Annotated in this window: 16 protein-coding genes; 12 read left to right on the top strand and 4 right to left on the bottom strand. The window is 69.3% G+C overall.

Annotated elements, in window-relative coordinates:
* Positions 1-86 precede the first annotated feature (86 nt).
* Entirely contained in the window at positions 87-1,067 is a 981-nt protein-coding gene (locus tag ASD30_RS24195; protein WP_056688380.1) for an NADPH:quinone oxidoreductase family protein, read from the bottom strand.
* Positions 1,068-1,108: 41 nt separating this feature from the next.
* Positions 1,109-1,573 carry a MaoC family dehydratase gene (locus tag ASD30_RS24190; protein ID WP_056688379.1) on the bottom strand — a complete coding sequence of 155 codons (465 nt, stop codon included), beginning with the start codon at positions 1,571-1,573 and terminating at the stop codon, positions 1,109-1,111.
* A gap of 149 nt (positions 1,574-1,722) precedes the next feature.
* Here ASD30_RS24190 and ASD30_RS24185 point away from each other — a divergent pair, with 149 nt between their 5' ends.
* Positions 1,723-2,979: an acyl-CoA dehydrogenase family protein gene (locus tag ASD30_RS24185; RefSeq protein ID WP_056688378.1), complete on the top strand. Its 1,257-nt coding sequence runs from the start codon at positions 1,723-1,725 to the stop codon at positions 2,977-2,979.
* Here the strand turns inward: ASD30_RS24185 and ASD30_RS24180 are convergent.
* Complete coding sequence (locus tag ASD30_RS24180; RefSeq protein ID WP_056688374.1) at positions 2,968-3,528, bottom strand: TetR/AcrR family transcriptional regulator; 561 nt, start codon at positions 3,526-3,528, stop codon at positions 2,968-2,970. The two genes, ASD30_RS24185 and ASD30_RS24180, sit on opposite strands and share 12 nt — an antisense overlap.
* 86 nt (positions 3,529-3,614) lie before the next feature.
* On the opposite strand from ASD30_RS24180, the gene ASD30_RS24175 reads away from it, so the two are divergent.
* The 4 genes from ASD30_RS24175 to ASD30_RS24160 all read left to right on the top strand — a co-directional run bounded on the left by ASD30_RS24175 (position 3,615) and on the right by ASD30_RS24160 (position 9,816).
* Complete coding sequence (locus tag ASD30_RS24175) at positions 3,615-4,823, top strand: LuxR C-terminal-related transcriptional regulator (RefSeq protein WP_056688371.1); 1,209 nt, start codon at positions 3,615-3,617, stop codon at positions 4,821-4,823.
* Positions 4,824-4,953: 130 nt separating this feature from the next.
* A complete protein-coding gene (locus tag ASD30_RS24170) occupies positions 4,954-6,666 on the top strand; it encodes an AMP-binding protein (RefSeq protein WP_056688369.1) in 1,713 nt (570 codons plus the stop codon).
* Positions 6,666-7,865, top strand: a complete 1,200-nt coding sequence (locus ASD30_RS24165; RefSeq protein ID WP_056688367.1) for an acyl-CoA dehydrogenase family protein — start codon at positions 6,666-6,668, stop codon at positions 7,863-7,865. The genes ASD30_RS24170 and ASD30_RS24165 overlap by 1 nt, the downstream gene beginning before the upstream one ends.
* A 10-nt stretch (positions 7,866-7,875) precedes the next feature.
* Positions 7,876-9,816, top strand: coding sequence for an AMP-binding protein (locus tag ASD30_RS24160; RefSeq protein WP_056688365.1), 1,941 nt, complete (start codon positions 7,876-7,878; stop codon positions 9,814-9,816).
* A gap of 16 nt (positions 9,817-9,832) precedes the next feature.
* On the opposite strand, the gene ASD30_RS24155 is transcribed toward ASD30_RS24160, so the two are convergent.
* A complete protein-coding gene (locus ASD30_RS24155; protein ID WP_056688913.1) occupies positions 9,833-10,606 on the bottom strand; it encodes a FadR/GntR family transcriptional regulator in 774 nt (257 codons plus the stop codon).
* A 122-nt stretch (positions 10,607-10,728) separates the two neighbouring features.
* On the opposite strand from ASD30_RS24155, the gene ASD30_RS24150 reads away from it, so the two are divergent.
* From ASD30_RS24150 to ASD30_RS24120, 7 genes are all read left to right on the top strand, one after another.
* A complete protein-coding gene (locus tag ASD30_RS24150; protein WP_056688362.1) occupies positions 10,729-11,808 on the top strand; it encodes an acyl-CoA dehydrogenase family protein in 1,080 nt (359 codons plus the stop codon).
* Between the two features lie 87 nt (positions 11,809-11,895).
* A complete protein-coding gene (locus ASD30_RS24145) occupies positions 11,896-13,062 on the top strand; it encodes an acyl-CoA dehydrogenase family protein (RefSeq protein WP_056688358.1) in 1,167 nt (388 codons plus the stop codon).
* Positions 13,062-13,811: an SDR family NAD(P)-dependent oxidoreductase gene (locus ASD30_RS24140; protein WP_056688356.1), complete on the top strand. Its 750-nt coding sequence runs from the start codon at positions 13,062-13,064 to the stop codon at positions 13,809-13,811. Before ASD30_RS24145 ends, ASD30_RS24140 begins: the two co-directional genes overlap by 1 nt.
* Before the next feature lie 158 nt (positions 13,812-13,969).
* Complete coding sequence (locus ASD30_RS24135) at positions 13,970-15,148, top strand: thiolase family protein (protein WP_056688353.1); 1,179 nt, start codon at positions 13,970-13,972, stop codon at positions 15,146-15,148.
* An 11-nt stretch (positions 15,149-15,159) separates the two neighbouring features.
* The gene (locus tag ASD30_RS24130) at positions 15,160-16,404 is read left to right on the top strand and encodes an acetyl-CoA hydrolase/transferase family protein (protein WP_056688350.1); all 1,245 of its coding nucleotides are present in this window, start codon (positions 15,160-15,162) and stop codon (positions 16,402-16,404) included.
* 3 nt (positions 16,405-16,407) lie between these two features.
* Positions 16,408-17,370: a hydroxymethylglutaryl-CoA lyase gene (locus tag ASD30_RS24125; protein WP_056688347.1), complete on the top strand. Its 963-nt coding sequence runs from the start codon at positions 16,408-16,410 to the stop codon at positions 17,368-17,370.
* Positions 17,371-17,412: 42 nt separating this feature from the next.
* Entirely contained in the window at positions 17,413-18,174 is a 762-nt protein-coding gene (locus tag ASD30_RS24120) for an SDR family NAD(P)-dependent oxidoreductase (RefSeq protein WP_056688344.1), read from the top strand.
* Position 18,175: the final 1 nt, after the last annotated feature.

Genomic DNA, 18,175 nt, shown 5'->3' with positions numbered 1-18,175 from the left:
GCTCGCTACTCGACCACCGAAAGAACCGGCTCGCTACTCGACCACCGAAAGAACCGGCTCGCTACTCGACCACCGAGAGTGCCGGGTCAGGGGATGGTGACGACGACCTTGCCGACGGCGGTGCGGTCCTCCAGTGCGGCCAAGGCATCGGACGCCTTCTCCATCGGATAGCTCGCGCCGATCTCGGGGGTGAGCTGGCCGGCGTCGAGCAGCTCCTGGACGCCCAGGCGCACGCGGTCCAGGGTGCCGGGGTGCTCGGTCTCCATCACGTCCATCGTGATGCCGGTGACGGTCAGGTTGCGCAGCAGCAGACGGTTCATCTTGAGCGACGGGATCGACCCGCCGGCGAACCCGACGATCACGCCGCGGCCGCCGATCCTCAGCGACCGGACGACATCGAGGAAGCCGTCGCCGCCGACCATGTCGACGAACACCTGGACGCCACCGCCGGTGAGCTCGCGGACCTCCTCCAGCCAACCCTCGTCCGTGCGGACGACGTGCGTGGCGCCGGCGGCCTTGGCGGTCGCGGCCTTGGTGTCACTGGAGACCAGGCCGACGGAGTCGATGCCGGCGATCCGGCACAGGTCCAGGACGCAGGTGCCCACGCCACCGGCAGCGCCGGTGACCAGCACGGTCTCGCCGGCCTTCGCGCCGGCGCGATCCAGGGCGTACCAGGCGGTCGCGTAGTTCATGTAGATGCCGGCGCCCTCCTCGTAGGACATCCCGTCGGGCAGTCGCACCAGGAAGTCGTCGATCGCCAGCGCCTGCTCGGCCATCGCGCCCTGCCACACGATCCCGGCGACCCGGTCGCCGGGCTTCACCCACGAGTCCTCGGGCGCCTCGAGCACCAGCCCGGACAGCTCCGAGCCGCAGACGTACGGCGCCTCGACGCCGGCCTGGTACTTCCCGCGGGTCTGCAACGGATCGATGAAGGAGAGGCCCACCGCGTGGACCTCCACCAGCACCCGCCGTCCGTCGGCCCGCCGGTGGGCGCCCTCGGGTGCCGGGACCTCACGAACCACGGCGGACTGGGGCCCGTCCAGGGTCTCGACGACTACTGCGCGCATCTCTTGCTCCTCGGGTCTGGCGAATCTGGTGGCGAATCAGGTCAGTCGAAGTAGGCGAAGACGGACTCGGCGACGCAGACCGGCTTCTCCTGCCCCTCGATCTCGAACGTCTGGAGCGTGCGGAACTTCGACCCGCCCTCGAGAGGCTCCACCGCGAGCAGCTCCTGGGTCATCCGCACTCGGGACCCGAGCTTGACCGGAGAGGTGAAACGGACCTTCTCGTAGCCGTAGTTGAGGGCCAGCGAGTGGCCGTTCATCTCGAAGATCTCGTACTGGAACTTCGGCCCGAGCGAGAGTGTGTAGAGCCCGTGCGCGATGTTCGTGCCGAACGGTGACTCGGCGCCCCGCTGGGGGTCGACGTGGATCCGCTCCCAGTCCTCGGTGGCGTCGGCGAAGCCCTGGATGCGCTCCCGCGTGACCTCGAACCACTCCGTGGTGCCGAGCACCTGCCCCTCCAGGGCACGGAGCTCGTCGACGCTGTTCATCACTTTCGTCTCTGTCTTCATGGCCCCATGGAACCCCGGCAGGCGAACCGCGGCGACCCGTCGTACGCCGACCGGTAGAGATCTCGACACCGCCCGGCTCGCACGAACGGTCCTGCGGAGAGCGACCGACCTACCGTCGGTCCATCACCGCAACGAGCTGGAGGAACACCATGGACTGGTCCATCCCCGAGGACGTCACGTCCTTCATCGCCGACCTCGACGAATTCATCGACACCAAGATCAAGCCGATCGAGGAGGCCAACCCGGAGCACTTCGACCACCGCCGGGAGTTCACCCGCACCGACCTGGAGCGCGGCGGCATCCCGACCCGGCGCTGGCGGGAGATCATGCGCGAGGCCCGGAAGCTGGCCGACGAAGCCGGCTTCTATCGCTACCCGCTGCCGAAGGAGCTCGGCGGCCAGGACGGCTCGAACGTCGCGATGGCGACGATCCGCGAGCACCTCGCGCGTCGCGGGCCGGGCCTGCACGCCGAGCTCAGCCACGAGGCGTCGATGGTGGCCAACGTGCCGCTCGCGCTGGTGCTGCACGAGTACGGCACGCCCGAGCAGAAGGAGCAGTACCTCGAACGCCTCGTCTCCGGCGACATGGAGATGGCATTCGGGCTCACCGAGCCCAACCACGGCAGTGACGTCACCTGGCTCGAGACGAAGGCGGTCAAGGACGGCGACGACTGGATCATCACGGGAGAGAAGCGCTGGAACAGCGTCGTCGACGTCTCCGAGATCGACCTCGTGTTCGCCCGCACCAGTGGGGAGGACGGCAAGGCCGAGGGGATCTCCGCCTTCCTGGTGCCGACCAACGCCGAAGGCTTCGAGGTGCCGTTCTACTGGTGGACGTTCAACATGCCGACCGACCATGCCGAGGTGCGCCTCAACGGCGTCCGCGTGCCGGGCGCGGCGCTGCTGGGCGAGGAGGGGCGTGGCCTGGACTGTGCCCAGCTCTTCGTCCACGAGAACCGGATCCGGCAGGCGGCCAGCTCGCTCGGGGCGGCGCAGTTCTGCATCGACAGGTCGATCGAGTACACCGAGGAGCGCAAGCTCTTCGGGCAGCAGATGCGTGACTACCAGGGCGTGCAGTGGCAGCTCGTGGAGCTGCAGACGGAGGCCGAACTGGTCCGCAACACGATCATGAAGACTGCCTGGGAGATGGACGTGCACGGCAAGACCGCGGTCAGCGACAAGGTCGCCATGGTCAACGTCCGTGGCAACCAGCTCGCCTGCAACGCGGCCGACCGGGCGATGCAGATCCACGGCGGTGTCGGCTACAGCAGGCACTACCCGTTCGAGCACATCTACCGCCACCACCGGCGCTACCGGATCACCGAGGGCTCCGACGAGCTGCAGTACCGCCGGATCGCTGCGGGCATGTGGGACTTCGGTTCGGCGCGCAGTCGATCAGGTAGCTGAGCGGCGGTCGCCGTACACACCGTGAAGGGCCAGCTCCAGGAGCATCTCGCGTACGCCGGGGGCCGCCAGCGCGCGCTCGGGCCACGACGCCACGGAGAACACTGTGCCGAGGCAGGCCTGTGTGGTGGCGGCGACCGTCCCGGGGGAGAGATCGGGGAAGCAGCTGGCGAACAGCGCCTCCCAGCTGCGGGTGTACTGCCCGCGCCGGCCGGCGAAGGACTTCGACCACGGGTCGGCCAGCGAGCGGACCTCGCGCTGGTAGAGCGTGACCAGCTGGCGGTTGGCGAGGGCGAAGTCGATGTGGTGGCGCAGTGCGCGCCGCAGCTCGGCGTCCGGGTCCTCGCCGGTGGGGCGGGTCGCGGCCAGGAGCTCGTCCATGGCCTCGTTGAGCAAGGTCGCCAGGATCTCGTCCTTGCCGGAGAAGTGCCGGTAGATCGACGGCCCGCTCAGGCCGGCACGGGTGCCGAGCTCGTCGACACCGACCCCATGGAAGCCCTTCTCATGGAAGGCCGTTGCGGCTGCATCGAGAATTCGTCTGTGGCGACCCACGGCGGCACCGTAGCATGGGGTGCTAACGATCGTTCTCAGGGCTCGTGGTCGTCGCAATGCATTCTCACGGGGCGAGAGGGAGACTGATGGAGTCGTCATCCGCGGCCGCAGCGCGACGCCGTGCCGATCTGATCAGCCAGGGGCAATCGGCGTACTCCGCTGCCATCCGGTTGGTCGAGTCGCTGCCGTCGACCTCGCTCGACGCCGACGAGCTGGACGACCTGGAGCAGGTTCCGTCGGCCGAGCTGCGCACGTTGGACGGGCAGCTGACGATCCTGGCGGGGATGATGCGCGAGCGTCTCAGTGACCCCGGGCACGAGCTCGGGAGAGAACGGGTGGTCGAGTTGAGCGAGACGTTGCACGCCGTGCACCAGGTCCGGTTCTCCATCCACGACCTCCTGGGCCACGAGCGACTGCGCCGGATGGACCAGCTGGACCGTGAGCTGGCACGTCTGCGCCGGATCACCGACCAGGACGAGCTGCTCGAGAAGGTCTGTGAGTCGGCCGCCGCGGGCGGTGGCTTCGACAGGCTGATGCTGTCCCGCGTCGAGGACGACACCTGGCGGCCGTGGCGCAGCTACTCGGCGCACGTGGGGCCCGACGAGCGCGCCTTCGTCGACTGGATCCGTGAGGTCCCCAAGATTCGTCTGTCGCACATGTTGCTCGAGAGTGAGGTGGTCCGGCGGCGCGAGCCGGGGCTGGTCGCGGACGCCAGCACCGACAGTCGCGTCTACCAGCCCCTGGCGACGGCGGCCGCGCAGACGTCGTACGTCGTTGCGCCGTTGATCGCTGGCGACCGCGTGATCGGCCTGCTGCACGCCGACCTTCGCGGCCACGACGTCGTGGAGCTGGACCGGGACATCCTCTGGTTCTACGCGGTCGGGTTCGCGCAGATCTTCGAGCGGGCGGTCCTGCTCGGCCGGCTGCGCGACCAGCGGGCTGAGGTGATGCGGGTGATGCAGACGGTCGAGGCAGTCCTCGACGACCTGGCCACCAGCGAGATCGACCTGGCCACCAGGGAGGAGACGACCGCGCTCGCCGTGAGCCGACCGCTGCGACCGGTCGTGAGTGACCGCCAGGCGGTCCTCGAGGGGCTCCTCACCAGCCGCGAGCTGGAGGTCCTGACCCTGATGGCCACGGGTGCCACCAACGAGCGGATCGCCCAGCGCCTGGTGATCGCCGTCGGCACTGTGAAGTCCCACGTCAAGCAGATCCTGCGCAAGCTGCGCGTGGAGAACCGGGCCGAGGCCATCTCCCAGTACCTCCGGTTGACGATCGGTGCGCGGGAGGACTGACGCTCCACCCCGCCGGTTGGCCACCCATTGCCTATTCGGTCTGACCATTGTAATCTCAGGACCACTGCAGGTGGACTGCGTCCGAGTGGTCCCCGCGCCTGATGACATCGGTTCCGATCAGGAGGAATCCATGGCCTTCGCCACGGTGCACGACCGCTACACCGACGAACAGATCGCCCGCTTCCACGAGCAGGGGCTCTGGACCGACGAGACGCTCTTCGCGATGATCGAGAAGCAGGCCGACCGGCAACCCGACAAGGTCTTCGGCACCGACTCGACGACCGAGATCACCTACGGCCAGCTCCGCGAGCGGGTCCTCGCCCTGTCGGTGGGCCTGCGACGCCGTGGCATCGGTCCGGGCGACCGGGTGGCCGTCCAGCTGCCGAGCTGGACCGAGTTCTTCGTGATCAGTGCCGCGATCGCCCGGATCGGTGCGGTCATCGTCCCGATCATGCCGATCTACCGTCGCGAGGAGGTCGGCTTCATCCTCGAGACCGCGAACGTAAAGGCCGCCTTCACCGCGTCGACGTACCGCGGCTTCGACCACGCGCGGATGTTCGCGGACCTGCGCGCCGACTGGCCGCTCCTCGAGACCATCGTCGTGGTGCGCCGCGAGGGAGACCTGGTCAGTGGCGCCGTGGACTTCGAGGACCTGCTGGTCGACCTGTCCCGCGAGGAGGCGGACGCCGAGATCGGCACGGGTGTCGGCCCCGACGAGCCGTTCGTGGTGGTGTTCAGCTCGGGCACCACGTCGCGACCGAAGGGCTGCCTGCACACCTTCAACACGATGGCCTGCGGCGCCCGCCTGCTCGGCAGGGGCTGGAACTACACCGAGGCCGACGTGCAGTTCGGCCCGTCGCCCGTCACCCACACCACCGGGCTGGTCACCAGCTATCTCCTGCCCCTCGCCCACGGTGCGGCCAGCCACCTGATGGACCGCTGGGAGCCCAAGGAGGGCCTCGAGCGGATCGCGAAGTTCAAGTGCACCGCCTGCGTGAGTGCGACGACCTTCCTGCAGATGCTGCTGGACGTCTACGACCCCGAGGTGCACGACGCCAGCAGCATGCGGTTCTGGACCTCGGCCGGTGCGCCCATCCCGGGCAGCTTCGTGGAGGCCGGCCGTGCGGCGATCCCCAACATGGCCGTCCTCAGTCTCTACGGTCGCACCGAGAACATCACCACCACGATGTGCACCCTCGACGACGATCCCTCCAGGTCGGTCACGTCCGACGGCCAGGCGCTGCCCCTGCAGGAGGTCGCCATCGTCGACGAGGCCGGCAACGAGGTCCCGCGCGGCGAAGAGGGCGACATCGCCTACCGCGGCGCGATGAACTGCCTCGAGTACATCGGCCAGCCCGACGAGACCGCCGCCAACTACACGCCGTCCGGCTTCCACAGGTCCGGCGACCTCGGACGGATGGACGCGGACGGCTACGTGCGCGTCACCGGCCGCCTCAAGGACATCGTGATCCGCGGCGGCATGAACATCAGCGTCCGTGCCGTGGAGGACGCCCTCGCCTCCAGGCCGGACGTCAGCCAGGTCGCGCTGGTCGCGATGCCCGACGCCTACCTCGGTGAGAAGGTCTGCTGCTACCTGGTGATGCACGAGGGCCAGCCGGAGCTCACCCTCGAGGAGATGCGGGACTTCCTCCTCGGCGAGGGCATGGCCATCCAGAAGGTGCCCGAGCGGCTCGAGATCGTCGACGCGCTGCCCACCACCGCGACGGGCAAGATCCAGAAGCACGTCCTGCGCGCCGACATCGCGGCCAAGCTCGAGGCCGGTGGAATGGCAGCGCCGAGGCACGCCACGTCTGTATCTGCACAGCAGGCCGAGGCGGTCTGATGGAGATCGTCGACACCCCGGAGGAGGCGGAGTACCGGCAACGGGTCCGGGCCTTCCTCGACGAGGCCCTGCCGAAGCTTGCCTGGCCCGAGCCCAGCGACCTGGTCGAGAAGGTGCCGTTCTGGCAGCAGTGGCAGCGGTTGCTGCACGACGCCGGCCTGGCCGGCATCACCTGGCCGACGCAGTACGGCGGGCAGGGGCTCGGCGAGCAGCTGCGCGCCATCTTCTCCGAGGAGTGCGACCGGGCGGGGGCGCCCGAACGACTCAACATCATCGGCGAGGACTTCTGCGGTCCGACCATCGCGCACTTCGGCACGGATGCCCAGAAGGAGCGACTGCTCGAGCCGATCCTGACCGGCGAGGACGTGTGGTGCCAGCTCTTCTCCGAGCCCGATGCCGGCTCCGACCTGGCCAGCCTGCGCACCAAGGCGGTCAAGGTCGAGGGTGGCTGGCGGATCAACGGGCAGAAGATCTGGACCAGTCGGGCCCAGATCGCCGCCCACGCGATCCTGCTCGCGCGCACCGGCGGCAACGACCCCGACAAGCAGCGGCACAAGGGCATCACGTTCTTCCTGCTCCCGATGGACTCCGACGGCATCACGGTGCGCCCGCTGCGGCACATGCTCGGTGAGGCCGAGTTCAACGAGGTGTTCCTCGACGACGTCTTCGTCCCCGACGACCTGGTGGTCGGTGAGGTCGACGGTGGCTGGAAGGTCACCATGGGCACGCTCGCCTTCGAACGGGTCGCGATCGCCACCGGACGGGTGAACACCACCAAGGCCGTCGCCGACATCATCGACGACGTCCGCCATCTGCGCGACGCGGTCGGGGAGCCACTGGGTGCCGACCCCGAGGTTCGGCAGAAGGTCGCCGACCTGTGGTCCCGGGCGATGATCCACAAGGCGATCGGCCAGCGCGTGATCACCGGCGCCGACACGGGTGCGCCTCCCGGGCCGGTCACCTCGATCGGCAAGCTCTACTTCTGCCCCCTGGTCGAGGACCTTGCCGACTTCCGGCTCTCCCTGGCGCCGATGGGCGGCCAGTTCGACCTCCATGACGAGGCCGCCACCGGCCTCGACGACGTCCGGGCCTGGCTCCGACTCGCCAACCAGTCGCGCGGCACGGCAATTGCCGGTGGCTCGACGTACATCCAGCGCAACATCGCGGCCGAGCGCATCCTCGGCATGCCCCGCTCCTGAGGAGACCCCGATGACCTACGTGTGGCAGCCGGACGACGACTACCTGACGAACTCCAACGTGGCCCGACTGATGCGCCGCCTCGACGTCACGAGCGCCGATGAGCTCCGCGCCGTGTCGGTCGCCGACATCGGTGCGTTCTGGGGCACCGTGGTCGAGGACCTCGAGATCCCGTTCCACACGCCGTACTCGCAGGTCGTCGACCTGAGCCGCGGAGTCAAGTGGCCCGAGTGGTTCGTCGACGGCGGCCTCAACGCCGTCGACGCGTGCCTCGGCAAGTGGGTCACGCGCACGCCCGAGGCGCCCGCCGTCGTGCACGAGGCCGAGGACGGAACCGTGCACACCCTCAGCTACGCCGAGCTGGCCGACCGGGTGGCCCGGGTGCGCGGCGGGCTCCGGTCGCTGGGCGTCGGCAAGGGCGACGCCGTCGCGATCTACCTCCCCATGACTCCCGAGGCCGTGGTGGCGACGTACGCCGTCGCGAGCCTCGGGGCTCTACTCGTGCCGCTGTTCTCCGGGTTCGCCGCCCCGGCGATCGCGAGCCGGATCCAGGACGCCGCCGCCAAGGCGGTGATCACCGCCGACGGCACCATCCGCCGCCGCAAGGTCGCCTCGATGCTGCCGCAGCTGCGCACCGCGATGGAGAGCTGCCCGAGCGTCGAGCACGTGGTGGTCGTGGACAACCTCGGGTCCGGCCTCGAGCTGCGCGCCGGCGAGGTGGCCTGGAGCGACCTGGTCGCCGGTGAACCCGACGACGCCGTCGAGCCGACCGCGGCCGGTGACGTGCTGCTGCTGGCCTACACCTCGGGCACGACCGGCAAGCCCAAGGGCGCGGTGCACACGCACGCCGGCTTCGTCGCGAAGACCGCCTCGGAGGTGTCCTACGGATTCGAGATGGGGCCGGGGCGCACCTTCTGCTGGATCACCGACATGGGCTGGATCATGGGCCCGCTCTCGATCTTCGGCACCCACGGCACCGGTGGCACGCTGCTGCTCTACGAAGGCTCGCCGGACGTGCCCGACACCGGCCGGCTCTGGGAGCTCGTCGAGAGGCACGGGGTCTCGATGCTCGGGGTCAGCCCGACCCTGATCCGCACCCTGCGCGCGGCCGGCGGCGTACCCGACCGCGACCTCGCCAGCGTCCGGGTGCTGGGCTCCACCGGCGAGCCGTGGGACCCGGAGTCCTACGAGTGGCTGGCCCGCGACGTCTTCGGCAGCCGGGTCCCGATCATCAACTTCTCCGGGGGCACCGAGGTCGGCGGCTCGTTCCTCTGCCCCTACCCGGTCGAGGAGATCCGCAGCTGCTCCCTCGGCGGTCCGGCCCTGGGCATGGACGTCGACGTGGTCGACGACGACGCGCAGCCGGTGCGGGGACAGATCGGGGAACTGGTCTGCCGACAGCCGTGGCCGTCGATGACCCGTGGGATCTGGAACGACACTCCCGAGGGGGAGCGCTACCACGAGGCCTACTGGTCCACCTTCGAGAACCTGTGGCGGCACGGGGACTTCGCGCTCGTCGACGACGACGGCAGCTGGTTCATCCTGGGTCGTAGCGACGACGTGATGAACGTGGCCGGCAAGCGCGTCGCGCCGGCCGAGATCGAGTCGGTCGTCGCGGTCGACGCGGCGATCGCCGAGTCCGCGGTGGTCGGCATCCCCGATGCGACCAAGGGTGAGGCCGTCTGGGTCTTCTACGTCGCCAAGGGTGACGTCGCGCAGGACGACGCCGAGGTCGCCGCGCGCGTACGTGGTCTCGTGGCCGACGGCGTCGGCAAGCCGTTCGCTCCGAGCCAGGTCGTGCGCGTCGAACGGCTGCCCAAGACCCGGTCTGCCAAGATCCTGCGGCGAGCGATCCGGGCAGCCGTGATGGACACCGACCCCGGGGACCTCTCGGGAGCCGAGAACCCCCAGGCCGTCGACGAGATCCGCGAGCTGGTCAAGGACCTGCGGTGAGGCCCGCAGCCCGGGCTCAGATCTCGGCGACCTCGATGGCGGTGCGCTCCTCGACTTCGAGCACCGCTTCGGCGTACGTGTGGACGTGGCGCTGCATGCGTCGTACGGCGGCGTTGGGGTCCTGGGCGCGGATCGCGTCGGTGATGCTCTTGTGGGCCTTGACCGTCGTCTTGCGCACGGCGTCGTCGATGAAGCCCTTGTTGTCGGTGGATTCGTAGATGGCGCGCGAGAGGGCCAGCATGAAGCCGTTGAGCAGGTCGTTGTGCGACGCGACCGCGACCGCCACGTGCCACTCGACGTTGGCGGTCAGGAACTCCGAGAGCGGCCCCGCGTTGGCGATCGCCTCGTTGGCCCGCTCGAGGCGCTCGAGGTCGGCGGCCGTGCGGTACTGCGCGGCGAGCCGGGCACAGGCCGGCTCGACGGCCTCGCGGGTCTCGAGCAGCGCATCCATGCGGATCTGCCGGCCGCGGATCATGAGGTTCACCGAGCTGGCGATCGACTCCTCGCCCGGGGTCTGCACGAACGCGCCACCGGCCCGGCCAGTGCGGATCTGCACGAGTCCCTGCACCTCGAGGATGCGCAGCGCCTCGCGCACCGTGGTGCGGCTCATCCGGGTCTGTGCGACGAGCTCGCGCTCGGGCGGAAGCGCCGTGCCCTCGGGGAAGTCGCCGCGCAGGATGCGCTCCCTCAGGTCGTCGGCCAGCACGTCGGAGGCCTTCGGGACCTGCATCGGGGTGAGCTGTACCGGACGCCGTATGCCTTGGGGCCCGGCCTCTGTGGATTCAGTCATCGCCCACCGCTTCTTGAGAAGTTCCATCGTTCGATTGGTCATACCCAAAGTAACAGTCGTCGGCCGCCTGACTACGCATCGACCGGCGAACGACTGGACAAACACACACCCTGAGGAGAGCCATGCAGTGGAAGCTGTCTGAGGAGCAGGACGCCTACCGAGAGGCACTGTCCGGCTGGCTGGCCGACGTCGCGGGACCGGAGCAGGTCCGAGCCTGGCTCGAGGCCGATGACGAGCGCGGGGATCACGGGCCCTTCGAGCAGAGGTGGAACGAGGGCGGCATGGCAGGTGTCGGCATCGCCGAGTCCCTGGGCGGCCAGGGTGGAGGCGTCGTCGAGCTCGCCCTGACCGCCGAGGAGCTTGCCCGGGCCGGGGTCCCGAGCTCGGCGTGGCTGGCCACCGTGCTCGCCGTACCGCTGCTGGAGCGCCACCCCGACCTGGTCAAGGCGGCGGTCGCCGGCTCGCCGGTCGCCCTGCTGGTCCCGTCCGGGCACCTTCCCGACGCGGGTCCGACGGTGTCGATGGGCGCCGACGGGAGGCTGAGTGGACACGTGCTGCAGGTCCTCGGGGCCGATCGTGCCGAGACGCTCCTGGTGCCGATCGAGTCGTCGGCGGGCCCCCAGTTGCGGATCGTCTCCGCCGGCGCTGCGGGACTCACGATCACGCCGCGTCGCCTGCTGGATCGCACCCGCACCCTGGCCGACGTACGACTCGACGGCGTGGTGTCCGAAGCGGTCGACGGGGATCCGGTGGTCGGACTGGCCCGGGTCGTCGACCTCGCCGGCGTGCTCGTCGCGGCTGATGCACTGGGGACGATGCAGCGGATGCTGGACCTCGCCGTGGAGTACAGCCTCCAGCGTCGCCAGTTCGGCGTGCCGATCGGCTCCTTCCAGGCGGTCAAGCACGCCGCCGCCTCGATCCTGGTCGACCTCGAGGCCGGCCGCTCGGGGGTCTATCTCGCCGCGGCCTCGCTGGAGATCGACGACGCGGAGGCTCCGTTGCGCGCGGCAGCAGTCAAGGCGCAGGTCACCGCGGCGGCCTCCCGGGCGGCAGACACCGCACTCACCATGCACGGTGCGATCGGCTACACGTGGGAGCACGACCTGCACCTGTTCTACAAGCGCGCGCGGCTGGACGAGCAGCTGTTCGGGGCTCCGAAGGAGTGGAACGAACGGCTTGCCGATCGACTCCAGCTCGTATAGTTTTTGGTCTTACCTTTTGTTATAGTCACTCCATTAGTTGGTTCGGGAACATCTCGGGCCGCACCGACGAGACCAAGGACGGGCACCGTGGATTTCGAGCTCTCCGAGGACCAGCAGACGATCCGCAAGGCGGTCGCCGAGCTCTCCGCCAAGTTCGACGACCAGTACTGGATGGAGAAGGACGAGGCGCACGAGTTCCCGTCCGAGTTCTACCAGGCCTTCGCGGACGGCGGCTGGCTCGGCATCACCACCCCTGAGGAGTACGGCGGCCACGGCTTCGGCATCACCGAGGCCTCGCTGCTCCTCGAGGAAGTCGCCGCCTCCGGCGCCGGAATGAACGGCGCCAGCTCCATGCACCTGTCGATCTTCGGCATGCACCCGGTGATCGTGCACGGCTCGGAGGAGATGAAGAAGGAGAACCTCCCGCGCATCGTCAACGGCGACCTGCACGTCTGCTTCGGCGTCACCGAGCCGGGCGCCGGCCTCGACACGACGCGGATCACCACCTTCGCCAAGCGCGACGGCTCCGACTACGTGGTCAACGGGAAGAAGGTCTGGATCTCCAAGGCGATGGAGTCGGAGAAGATCCTGCTGCTGACCCGGTCCGCGAAGTACGAGGACTCCCCGAAGAAGACCGACGGGCTCACCCTCTTCTTCACCGACCTCGACCGCGCCCACGTCGACATCCGGCCGATCCGCAAGATGGGCCGCAACGCGGTCACCTCCAACGAGCTCTTCATCGACGACCTTCGGATCCCCGAGGAGCACCGCATCGGCGAGGAGGGCCAGGGGTTCAAGTACATCCTCGACGGGCTCAACCCCGAGCGCTGCCTGGTCGCCGCCGAGGCTCTTGGCATCGGCCGTGCGGCGCTCAAGCGTGCCGTGCGCTACGGCAACGAGCGGGAGGTCTTCGGCCGTCCGATCGGGATGAACCAGGGCATCCAGTTCCCGCTCGCCGACTCGCTCGCGCGCCTCGACGCCGCCGAGCTGATCCTGCGCAAGGCCACCTGGATGTACGACAAGGGCCTGCCCTGCGGCCGTGAGGCCAACACGGCCAAGTACCTCTGCGCAGATGCCGGCTTCCAGGCCGCCGACCGGGCCCTGCAGACCCACGGAGGCATGGGCTACTCCGAGGAGTACCACGTCGCGCGCTACTTCCGGGAGGCACGCTTGACCAAGATCGCCCCCCTGAGTCAGGAGATGGTTCTCAACTACCTGGGGTCCCACGTGCTGGGCCTGCCGAGGAGCTACTGATGTTCTCACTGCAAGGACGCTCCGCACTGCTCACCGGAGCCGGCAACGGCATCGGTGCCGCAGTCGCCCGGGCGTACGCCGCCGCCGGCGCCGCCGTCCTGGTGACCGACCTCGACGGGTCCGCGGCCGAGGCCGTGGCCAAGGAGATCACCGAGTCCGGTGGCCGGGCCGAGTCGTTCGCCCTCGACGTACGTGACGCGGAAGCGGCAGCCGAGGCCGCCCGTCGCGCCGCAGCGCTGACCGACGGCGTCCTCCACATCCTGCTCAACAACGCCGGGGCCATCTCTCCCGCGATGTTCCACAAGATGACACCGGAGCAGTTCCGCTTCGTGCTCGACGTCCACGTCGGTGGCGCGTTCACCGTCAGCCAGGCCGCCGCGCCGTTGCTGGCCGAGGACGGCACCGGCCGCATCATCAACGTCACGTCCGCGGCCGGGCTGGTCGGCACCATCGGACAGGTCAACTACAGCGCCGCGAAGTCCGCGATCATCGGGATCACCAAGTCCCTGGCAAAGGAGCTCGCGAAGCGCAGCATCACCGTCAACGCGCTGGCCCCGCTGGCCGCGACCGCGATGACCGAGAACATCCGGTCCAACGAGAAGCTCGCGGCGATGACCCTGGCCCGGATTCCGCTCGCTCGCTGGGCCACCCCCGACGAGATCGCCGGGGCGTTCGTCTTCTTCGCCTCCGACGCCGCGGGATACATCACCGGCCAGGTGCTCCCCGTCGACGGCGGGACGGTGATCTAGCCATGACTCCTCGGCTCTGGCCTGCTGCGCGGCGTTCGCCGGGCACCTGGACTGCGTTCTCATCAGTCGCCGGGACTCCGTCCCGTCTCCCTCTTCCGCCTTGCCAGGCACTCCGGCGAACGTCGCTCGCCACGACCAGCTCCAAGGAGGCATGACTTATGAGCTTCGCAGGCACCGGGCGCGACGCCTGGATCGTCGAGGCGCTTCGTACGCCGATGGGCAAGGCCCACCCCGACAAGGGCTGGTTCCGCGACACCCACCCCAACGTGATGCTGGGTGCGGTCTACACCGCGCTGCTGGAGGCAACCGGCGTGCCCGCCGACCAGGTCGAGGACCTCGTGGTCGGCTGCACCGCTCCCTTCGGGGAGCAGTCTCGCAACGTGGCCCGCAACGCCTGGCTGCAGGCCGGCTACCCGGCCGAGATCCCGGCAACCGTGCTGGACCGACGGTGCGGGTCGGCGCAGACCGCCGTGGAGATGGCCGCCGCCCTGATCGCCTCGGGCACCCACGACGTCGTGCTCGCCGGGGGCGTCGAGAACATGGGCCGCATCCCGATGGACGCGGTCGCCCGGATCGAGGAGCTGTACGGCGCCGCGTGGCCCGCCGAGCTGCGCGAGCTCTACGACTTCCCGTCGATGGGCGAGGCCGCCGAACGGATCGCCGACCAGTGGGACATCTCCCGCCAGGAAATCGACGAGTTCGCGGTGCGCTCCCACGCGCTGGCTGCCGCAGCCCACGAGGCCGGACGCTTCGCGCGCGAGATCATCCCGATGCAGCTGGATGGCGAGACCCGCACCGGCGACCAGTCGGTACGGCCGGGCACCAGCGTGGAGTCGCTGGCCGGGCTGAAGACGATCTTCCGCCCTGACGGCGGCAAGGTCACCGCGGGCAGCTCGTCGCCGTTGACCGACGGGGCTGCCGGCCTCCTGCTCGCCTCCGACGAGGCCGTGCAGCGCCACGGGTTCACCAAGCGGGCCCGGGTCCTCGACCAGACCACCGTCGGCGTCGACCCGGCCCTCATGCTCACCGGCCCGATCCCGGCCACCCGCAAGCTGCTCGAGCGCAACGCGATGGCGATGGGCGACATCGACCTCGTCGAGATCAACGAGGCGTTCAGCCCCGTCGTACTCGCCTGGGAGCGCGAGCTGAAGCCGGACATGGACCGGGTCAACGTCAACGGCGGAGCCATCGCCCTCGGCCACCCCGTCGGCGCCTCGGGTTCCCGGCTCTTCGCCACGCTCCTCGCGGAGATGGAGCGGCGCGACGTCGAGATCGGCCTGGTCACCATGTGCTGCGGTGGCGGACTCGGCACGGCGACCCTCGTCCAGCGGGTCTGAGGGCGACGGCCATGCTCGACGTCGGAGCCTTCCTGCACCCCGGGGACGGGGTCTGGTGGGGACAGGGAAGCGCTGAGCCCGAGCAGCTGGTCAACCAGGTGCTCGACGCGGTCGACGAGGTCGGCCCGATCCGGGCGTTCTCGGGCCTCACCTGGAACGCGCGCCTCTCGGGTGACCTGCCCGAGCTGCTCACCGTCATCTCCTACGGGGGACTGGGCCAGCTCCGTCGGCTCAGCCGCAACGGCCTGCTCGACGTCGTGCCCTGTCACTACTCAGCGCTGCCGAGGATGTTCGCCAAGGGCCAGCTTCCCTGTGACGTGGGGTTGATGCAGGTCTCGCCGCCCGACAGCGACGGCCTCGTGACGCTGGGCATCGGAGTCGAGTACGTCGCCGACGCGATCCCGCACACCCGCACACTGATCGCCGAGATCAACCAGCAGATGCCCGCCACCGTCGGTGGGCCGAAGCTGCCGCTCTCCGCGTTCGCCGCGATCATCGAGACCGACCGTCCCCTGGTCGAGTCGCCGAAGCGCGAACCCGACGAGGTCGAGCTCGGCATCGCCAAGAACGTCGCCTCGATCATCGACGACGGCGACACGATCCAGATCGGCGTGGGATCACTGCCCGAGGCGGTCCTCGACGCCCTGGCCGGTCACGCCGACCTCGGCTTCCACAGCGGGATGACCGCCGACGGCGTGTTCACCCTCGTGGAGAAGGGCGTGATCACCGGTGCCCGCAAGGAGATCGACGCGGGCCTGGTGATCACCGGCGCCGCATTCGGCACCCGCGACTACTACGACCGGTTGCATGAGTTCCCGGTCGAGTTCCGGCCGGCGAGTTACACGCACGCGCCGGGAGTGCTGTCCCAGCTCCGGTCGCTGGTCTCCATCAACTCGGCCATCGAGGTGGACCTGCTCGGCCAGGTCGGGGCCGAGCTCGCCCGCGGGGTGCACATCGGGGCCGTCGGCGGACAGGTCGACTTCAGTCGCGCGGCCGCCCTCACCGGGTCCCGCTCCATCATCGCGCTCCGCTCGACCAACGGGTCGGGGGAGCAGCGGCAGTCCACGATCGTCCCCTCGCTCCACGGCGGCGTCGTCACCACGTCGCGCGTAGACGTCGACGCCGTCGTCACCGAGCACGGAGTCGCCATGCTCACCGGCTGCACGGTGGCCGAACGAGCGCTGCGCCTGATCGAGGTGGCCGCGCCAGAACACCGCGAGGAGCTCGAACGGGCCCTCGCAGACCAGGAGTACTGAGCCATGACCCAAGACCTGACCAACACCGGGTTCCCGAACAGCACCGACCAGGAGACCCGCCGGGTCCACGTTCGCGAGGTCGGTCCGCGCGACGGGTTCCAGAACGAACCCGAGACGATCTCCACCGACGACAAGGTGCGGCTGATCAACTCGCTGGGCCGGGCCGGCTTCAAGCGGATCGAGGTGGCCAGCTTCGTCCGGCCCGACGTGATCCCGCAGCTCTCCGACGGGGTCGAGGTGCTGCACCGGATCGACGTACCCGCCGACGTCGAGCGCATGGTCCTGATCCCCAACAGCAAGGGGCTCGACAACGCGCTCAAGGAGCGGGCGTACTTCGAGGACGCGACGCTGTTCGTCAGCGCCAGCCAGACCCACAACAAGCGCAACATCAACCGCACCGTCGAGGAGACGATGGCCGACGTGGCGGTGATGGGACCGCGCATCGTCGCCGAGGACCTCAAGTTCTGTGCCGTGATCGCCACCTCGTTCGGCTGCCCCTTCGAGGGCAAGGTCGAGATGGACCGCGTGCTCGACCTGGCCGAGCAGTTCGCCGAGGCGGGCGCCACCGAGATCGGCTTCGGCGACACGACCGGCATGTGCAACCCGGCGTACTCCTCGCGCTTCTTCGCCGCGGCCGTGCAGCGACTTCCCGGCATCGAGGTGACCGCGCACTTCCACAACACCCGCGGCCAGGGCCTGGCCAACGCGTACGCCGCACTCGAGGCCGGCTGCACCAGTTTCGAGTCCAGCTTCGGCGAGCTCGGCGGTTGCCCGGTGCCGGCCGGTTCGACCGGCAACATCGCCACCGAGGACCTCGTCTCGATGTTCCACGAGATGGGCGTCGACACCGGCCTCGACCTCGGGCGCATCATCGAATCAGCACGCGAGGCCCAGTCGGTCCTCGGCCGCAAGCTGACCAGCCACTCGATCATCGCGGGACCGGTCCTCTGGTCCCAGGCCGTCTGATCCCCACCCTCTGACAATCACCGCAGCAACCCAAGGAGAGACATGAGCAACCGCGTCGCACTGGTCACCGGAGGTGCCCAGGGAATCGGCAAGGGCATCGCCACCACCCTCGGACGGGACGGCTTCCGGGTCGTCGTCGCCGACATGAACCTGCCGGTCGCGGAGGAGACCGCCAAGGAGATCTCCGCCGCCGGTGGTGAGGCGATCGCCGTCGAGATCAACGTGACCTCGCTGGACTCGGTGAAGGCCGCGGTGGCCACGGTCGAGGCCGAGCTCGGCCCGATCGAGGTTGTGGTCAACAACGCCGGCTGGGACGACTTCATGCCGTTCGTGAAGACCGACGAGGAGTTCTGGGACAAGATCCTCGACATCAACTACAAGGGTGCGCTGCGCGTCATCCACACTGTCGTGCCCGGCATGATGGAGCGCGGCTTCGGTCGCGTCATCAACATCGGCTCCGACGCCGGCCGAGTGGGCTCGTCAATGGAGGCGGTCTACTCCGGCGCCAAGGGCGGAATCATCGCCTTCACCAAGACCCTGGCCCGCGAGGTTGCCCGCAAGGGCGTCACCGCCAACACGGTGTGCCCCGGCCCGACCGACACCCCGGCGCTGCGCAAGTTTGCGGACGGCGCGGGCGGTGGCGACGCAGAGAAGGTGATCGCGGGGATGACGGGCGCCGTCCCGATGAAGCGACTCGGCACCCCCGAGGACATCGGCCCTGCCGTCTCGTTCTTCGCCTCCGACGGCGCCGGCTTCGTCACCGGCCAGACGCTGTCGGTCAGCGGTGGCCTGACGATGGCCTGAG

This window comes from Nocardioides sp. Root140 (assembly GCF_001426745.1).
Taxonomy (GTDB): domain Bacteria; phylum Actinomycetota; class Actinomycetes; order Propionibacteriales; family Nocardioidaceae; genus Nocardioides.
The sequence above is the reverse complement of the archived record's forward strand: the minus strand, read 5'-3'. Positions and strand labels throughout refer to the sequence as shown.

What these genes read in the sequence shown, in the direction of transcription:
- ASD30_RS24165 (WP_056688367.1), top strand. Translation starts at nt 6,666, where the DNA reads ATGGAGATCGTCGACACCCCGGAGGAGGCGGAGTACCGGCAACGGGTC.
- ASD30_RS24185 (WP_056688378.1), top strand. Translation starts at nt 1,723, where the DNA reads ATGGACTGGTCCATCCCCGAGGACGTCACGTCCTTCATCGCCGACCTC.
- ASD30_RS24190 (WP_056688379.1), bottom strand. Translation starts at nt 1,573, where the DNA reads ATGAAGACAGAGACGAAAGTGATGAACAGCGTCGACGAGCTCCGTGCC.
- ASD30_RS24125 (WP_056688347.1), top strand. Translation starts at nt 16,408, where the DNA reads ATGACCCAAGACCTGACCAACACCGGGTTCCCGAACAGCACCGACCAG.
- ASD30_RS24130 (WP_056688350.1), top strand. Translation starts at nt 15,160, where the DNA reads ATGCTCGACGTCGGAGCCTTCCTGCACCCCGGGGACGGGGTCTGGTGG.
- ASD30_RS24160 (WP_056688365.1), top strand. Translation starts at nt 7,876, where the DNA reads ATGACCTACGTGTGGCAGCCGGACGACGACTACCTGACGAACTCCAAC.
- ASD30_RS24140 (WP_056688356.1), top strand. Translation starts at nt 13,062, where the DNA reads ATGTTCTCACTGCAAGGACGCTCCGCACTGCTCACCGGAGCCGGCAAC.
- ASD30_RS24155 (WP_056688913.1), bottom strand. Translation starts at nt 10,606, where the DNA reads ATGACTGAATCCACAGAGGCCGGGCCCCAAGGCATACGGCGTCCGGTA.
- ASD30_RS24195 (WP_056688380.1), bottom strand. Translation starts at nt 1,067, where the DNA reads ATGCGCGCAGTAGTCGTCGAGACCCTGGACGGGCCCCAGTCCGCCGTG.
- ASD30_RS24175 (WP_056688371.1), top strand. Translation starts at nt 3,615, where the DNA reads ATGGAGTCGTCATCCGCGGCCGCAGCGCGACGCCGTGCCGATCTGATC.
- ASD30_RS24120 (WP_056688344.1), top strand. Translation starts at nt 17,413, where the DNA reads ATGAGCAACCGCGTCGCACTGGTCACCGGAGGTGCCCAGGGAATCGGC.
- ASD30_RS24150 (WP_056688362.1), top strand. Translation starts at nt 10,729, where the DNA reads ATGCAGTGGAAGCTGTCTGAGGAGCAGGACGCCTACCGAGAGGCACTG.
- ASD30_RS24170 (WP_056688369.1), top strand. Translation starts at nt 4,954, where the DNA reads ATGGCCTTCGCCACGGTGCACGACCGCTACACCGACGAACAGATCGCC.
- ASD30_RS24135 (WP_056688353.1), top strand. Translation starts at nt 13,970, where the DNA reads ATGAGCTTCGCAGGCACCGGGCGCGACGCCTGGATCGTCGAGGCGCTT.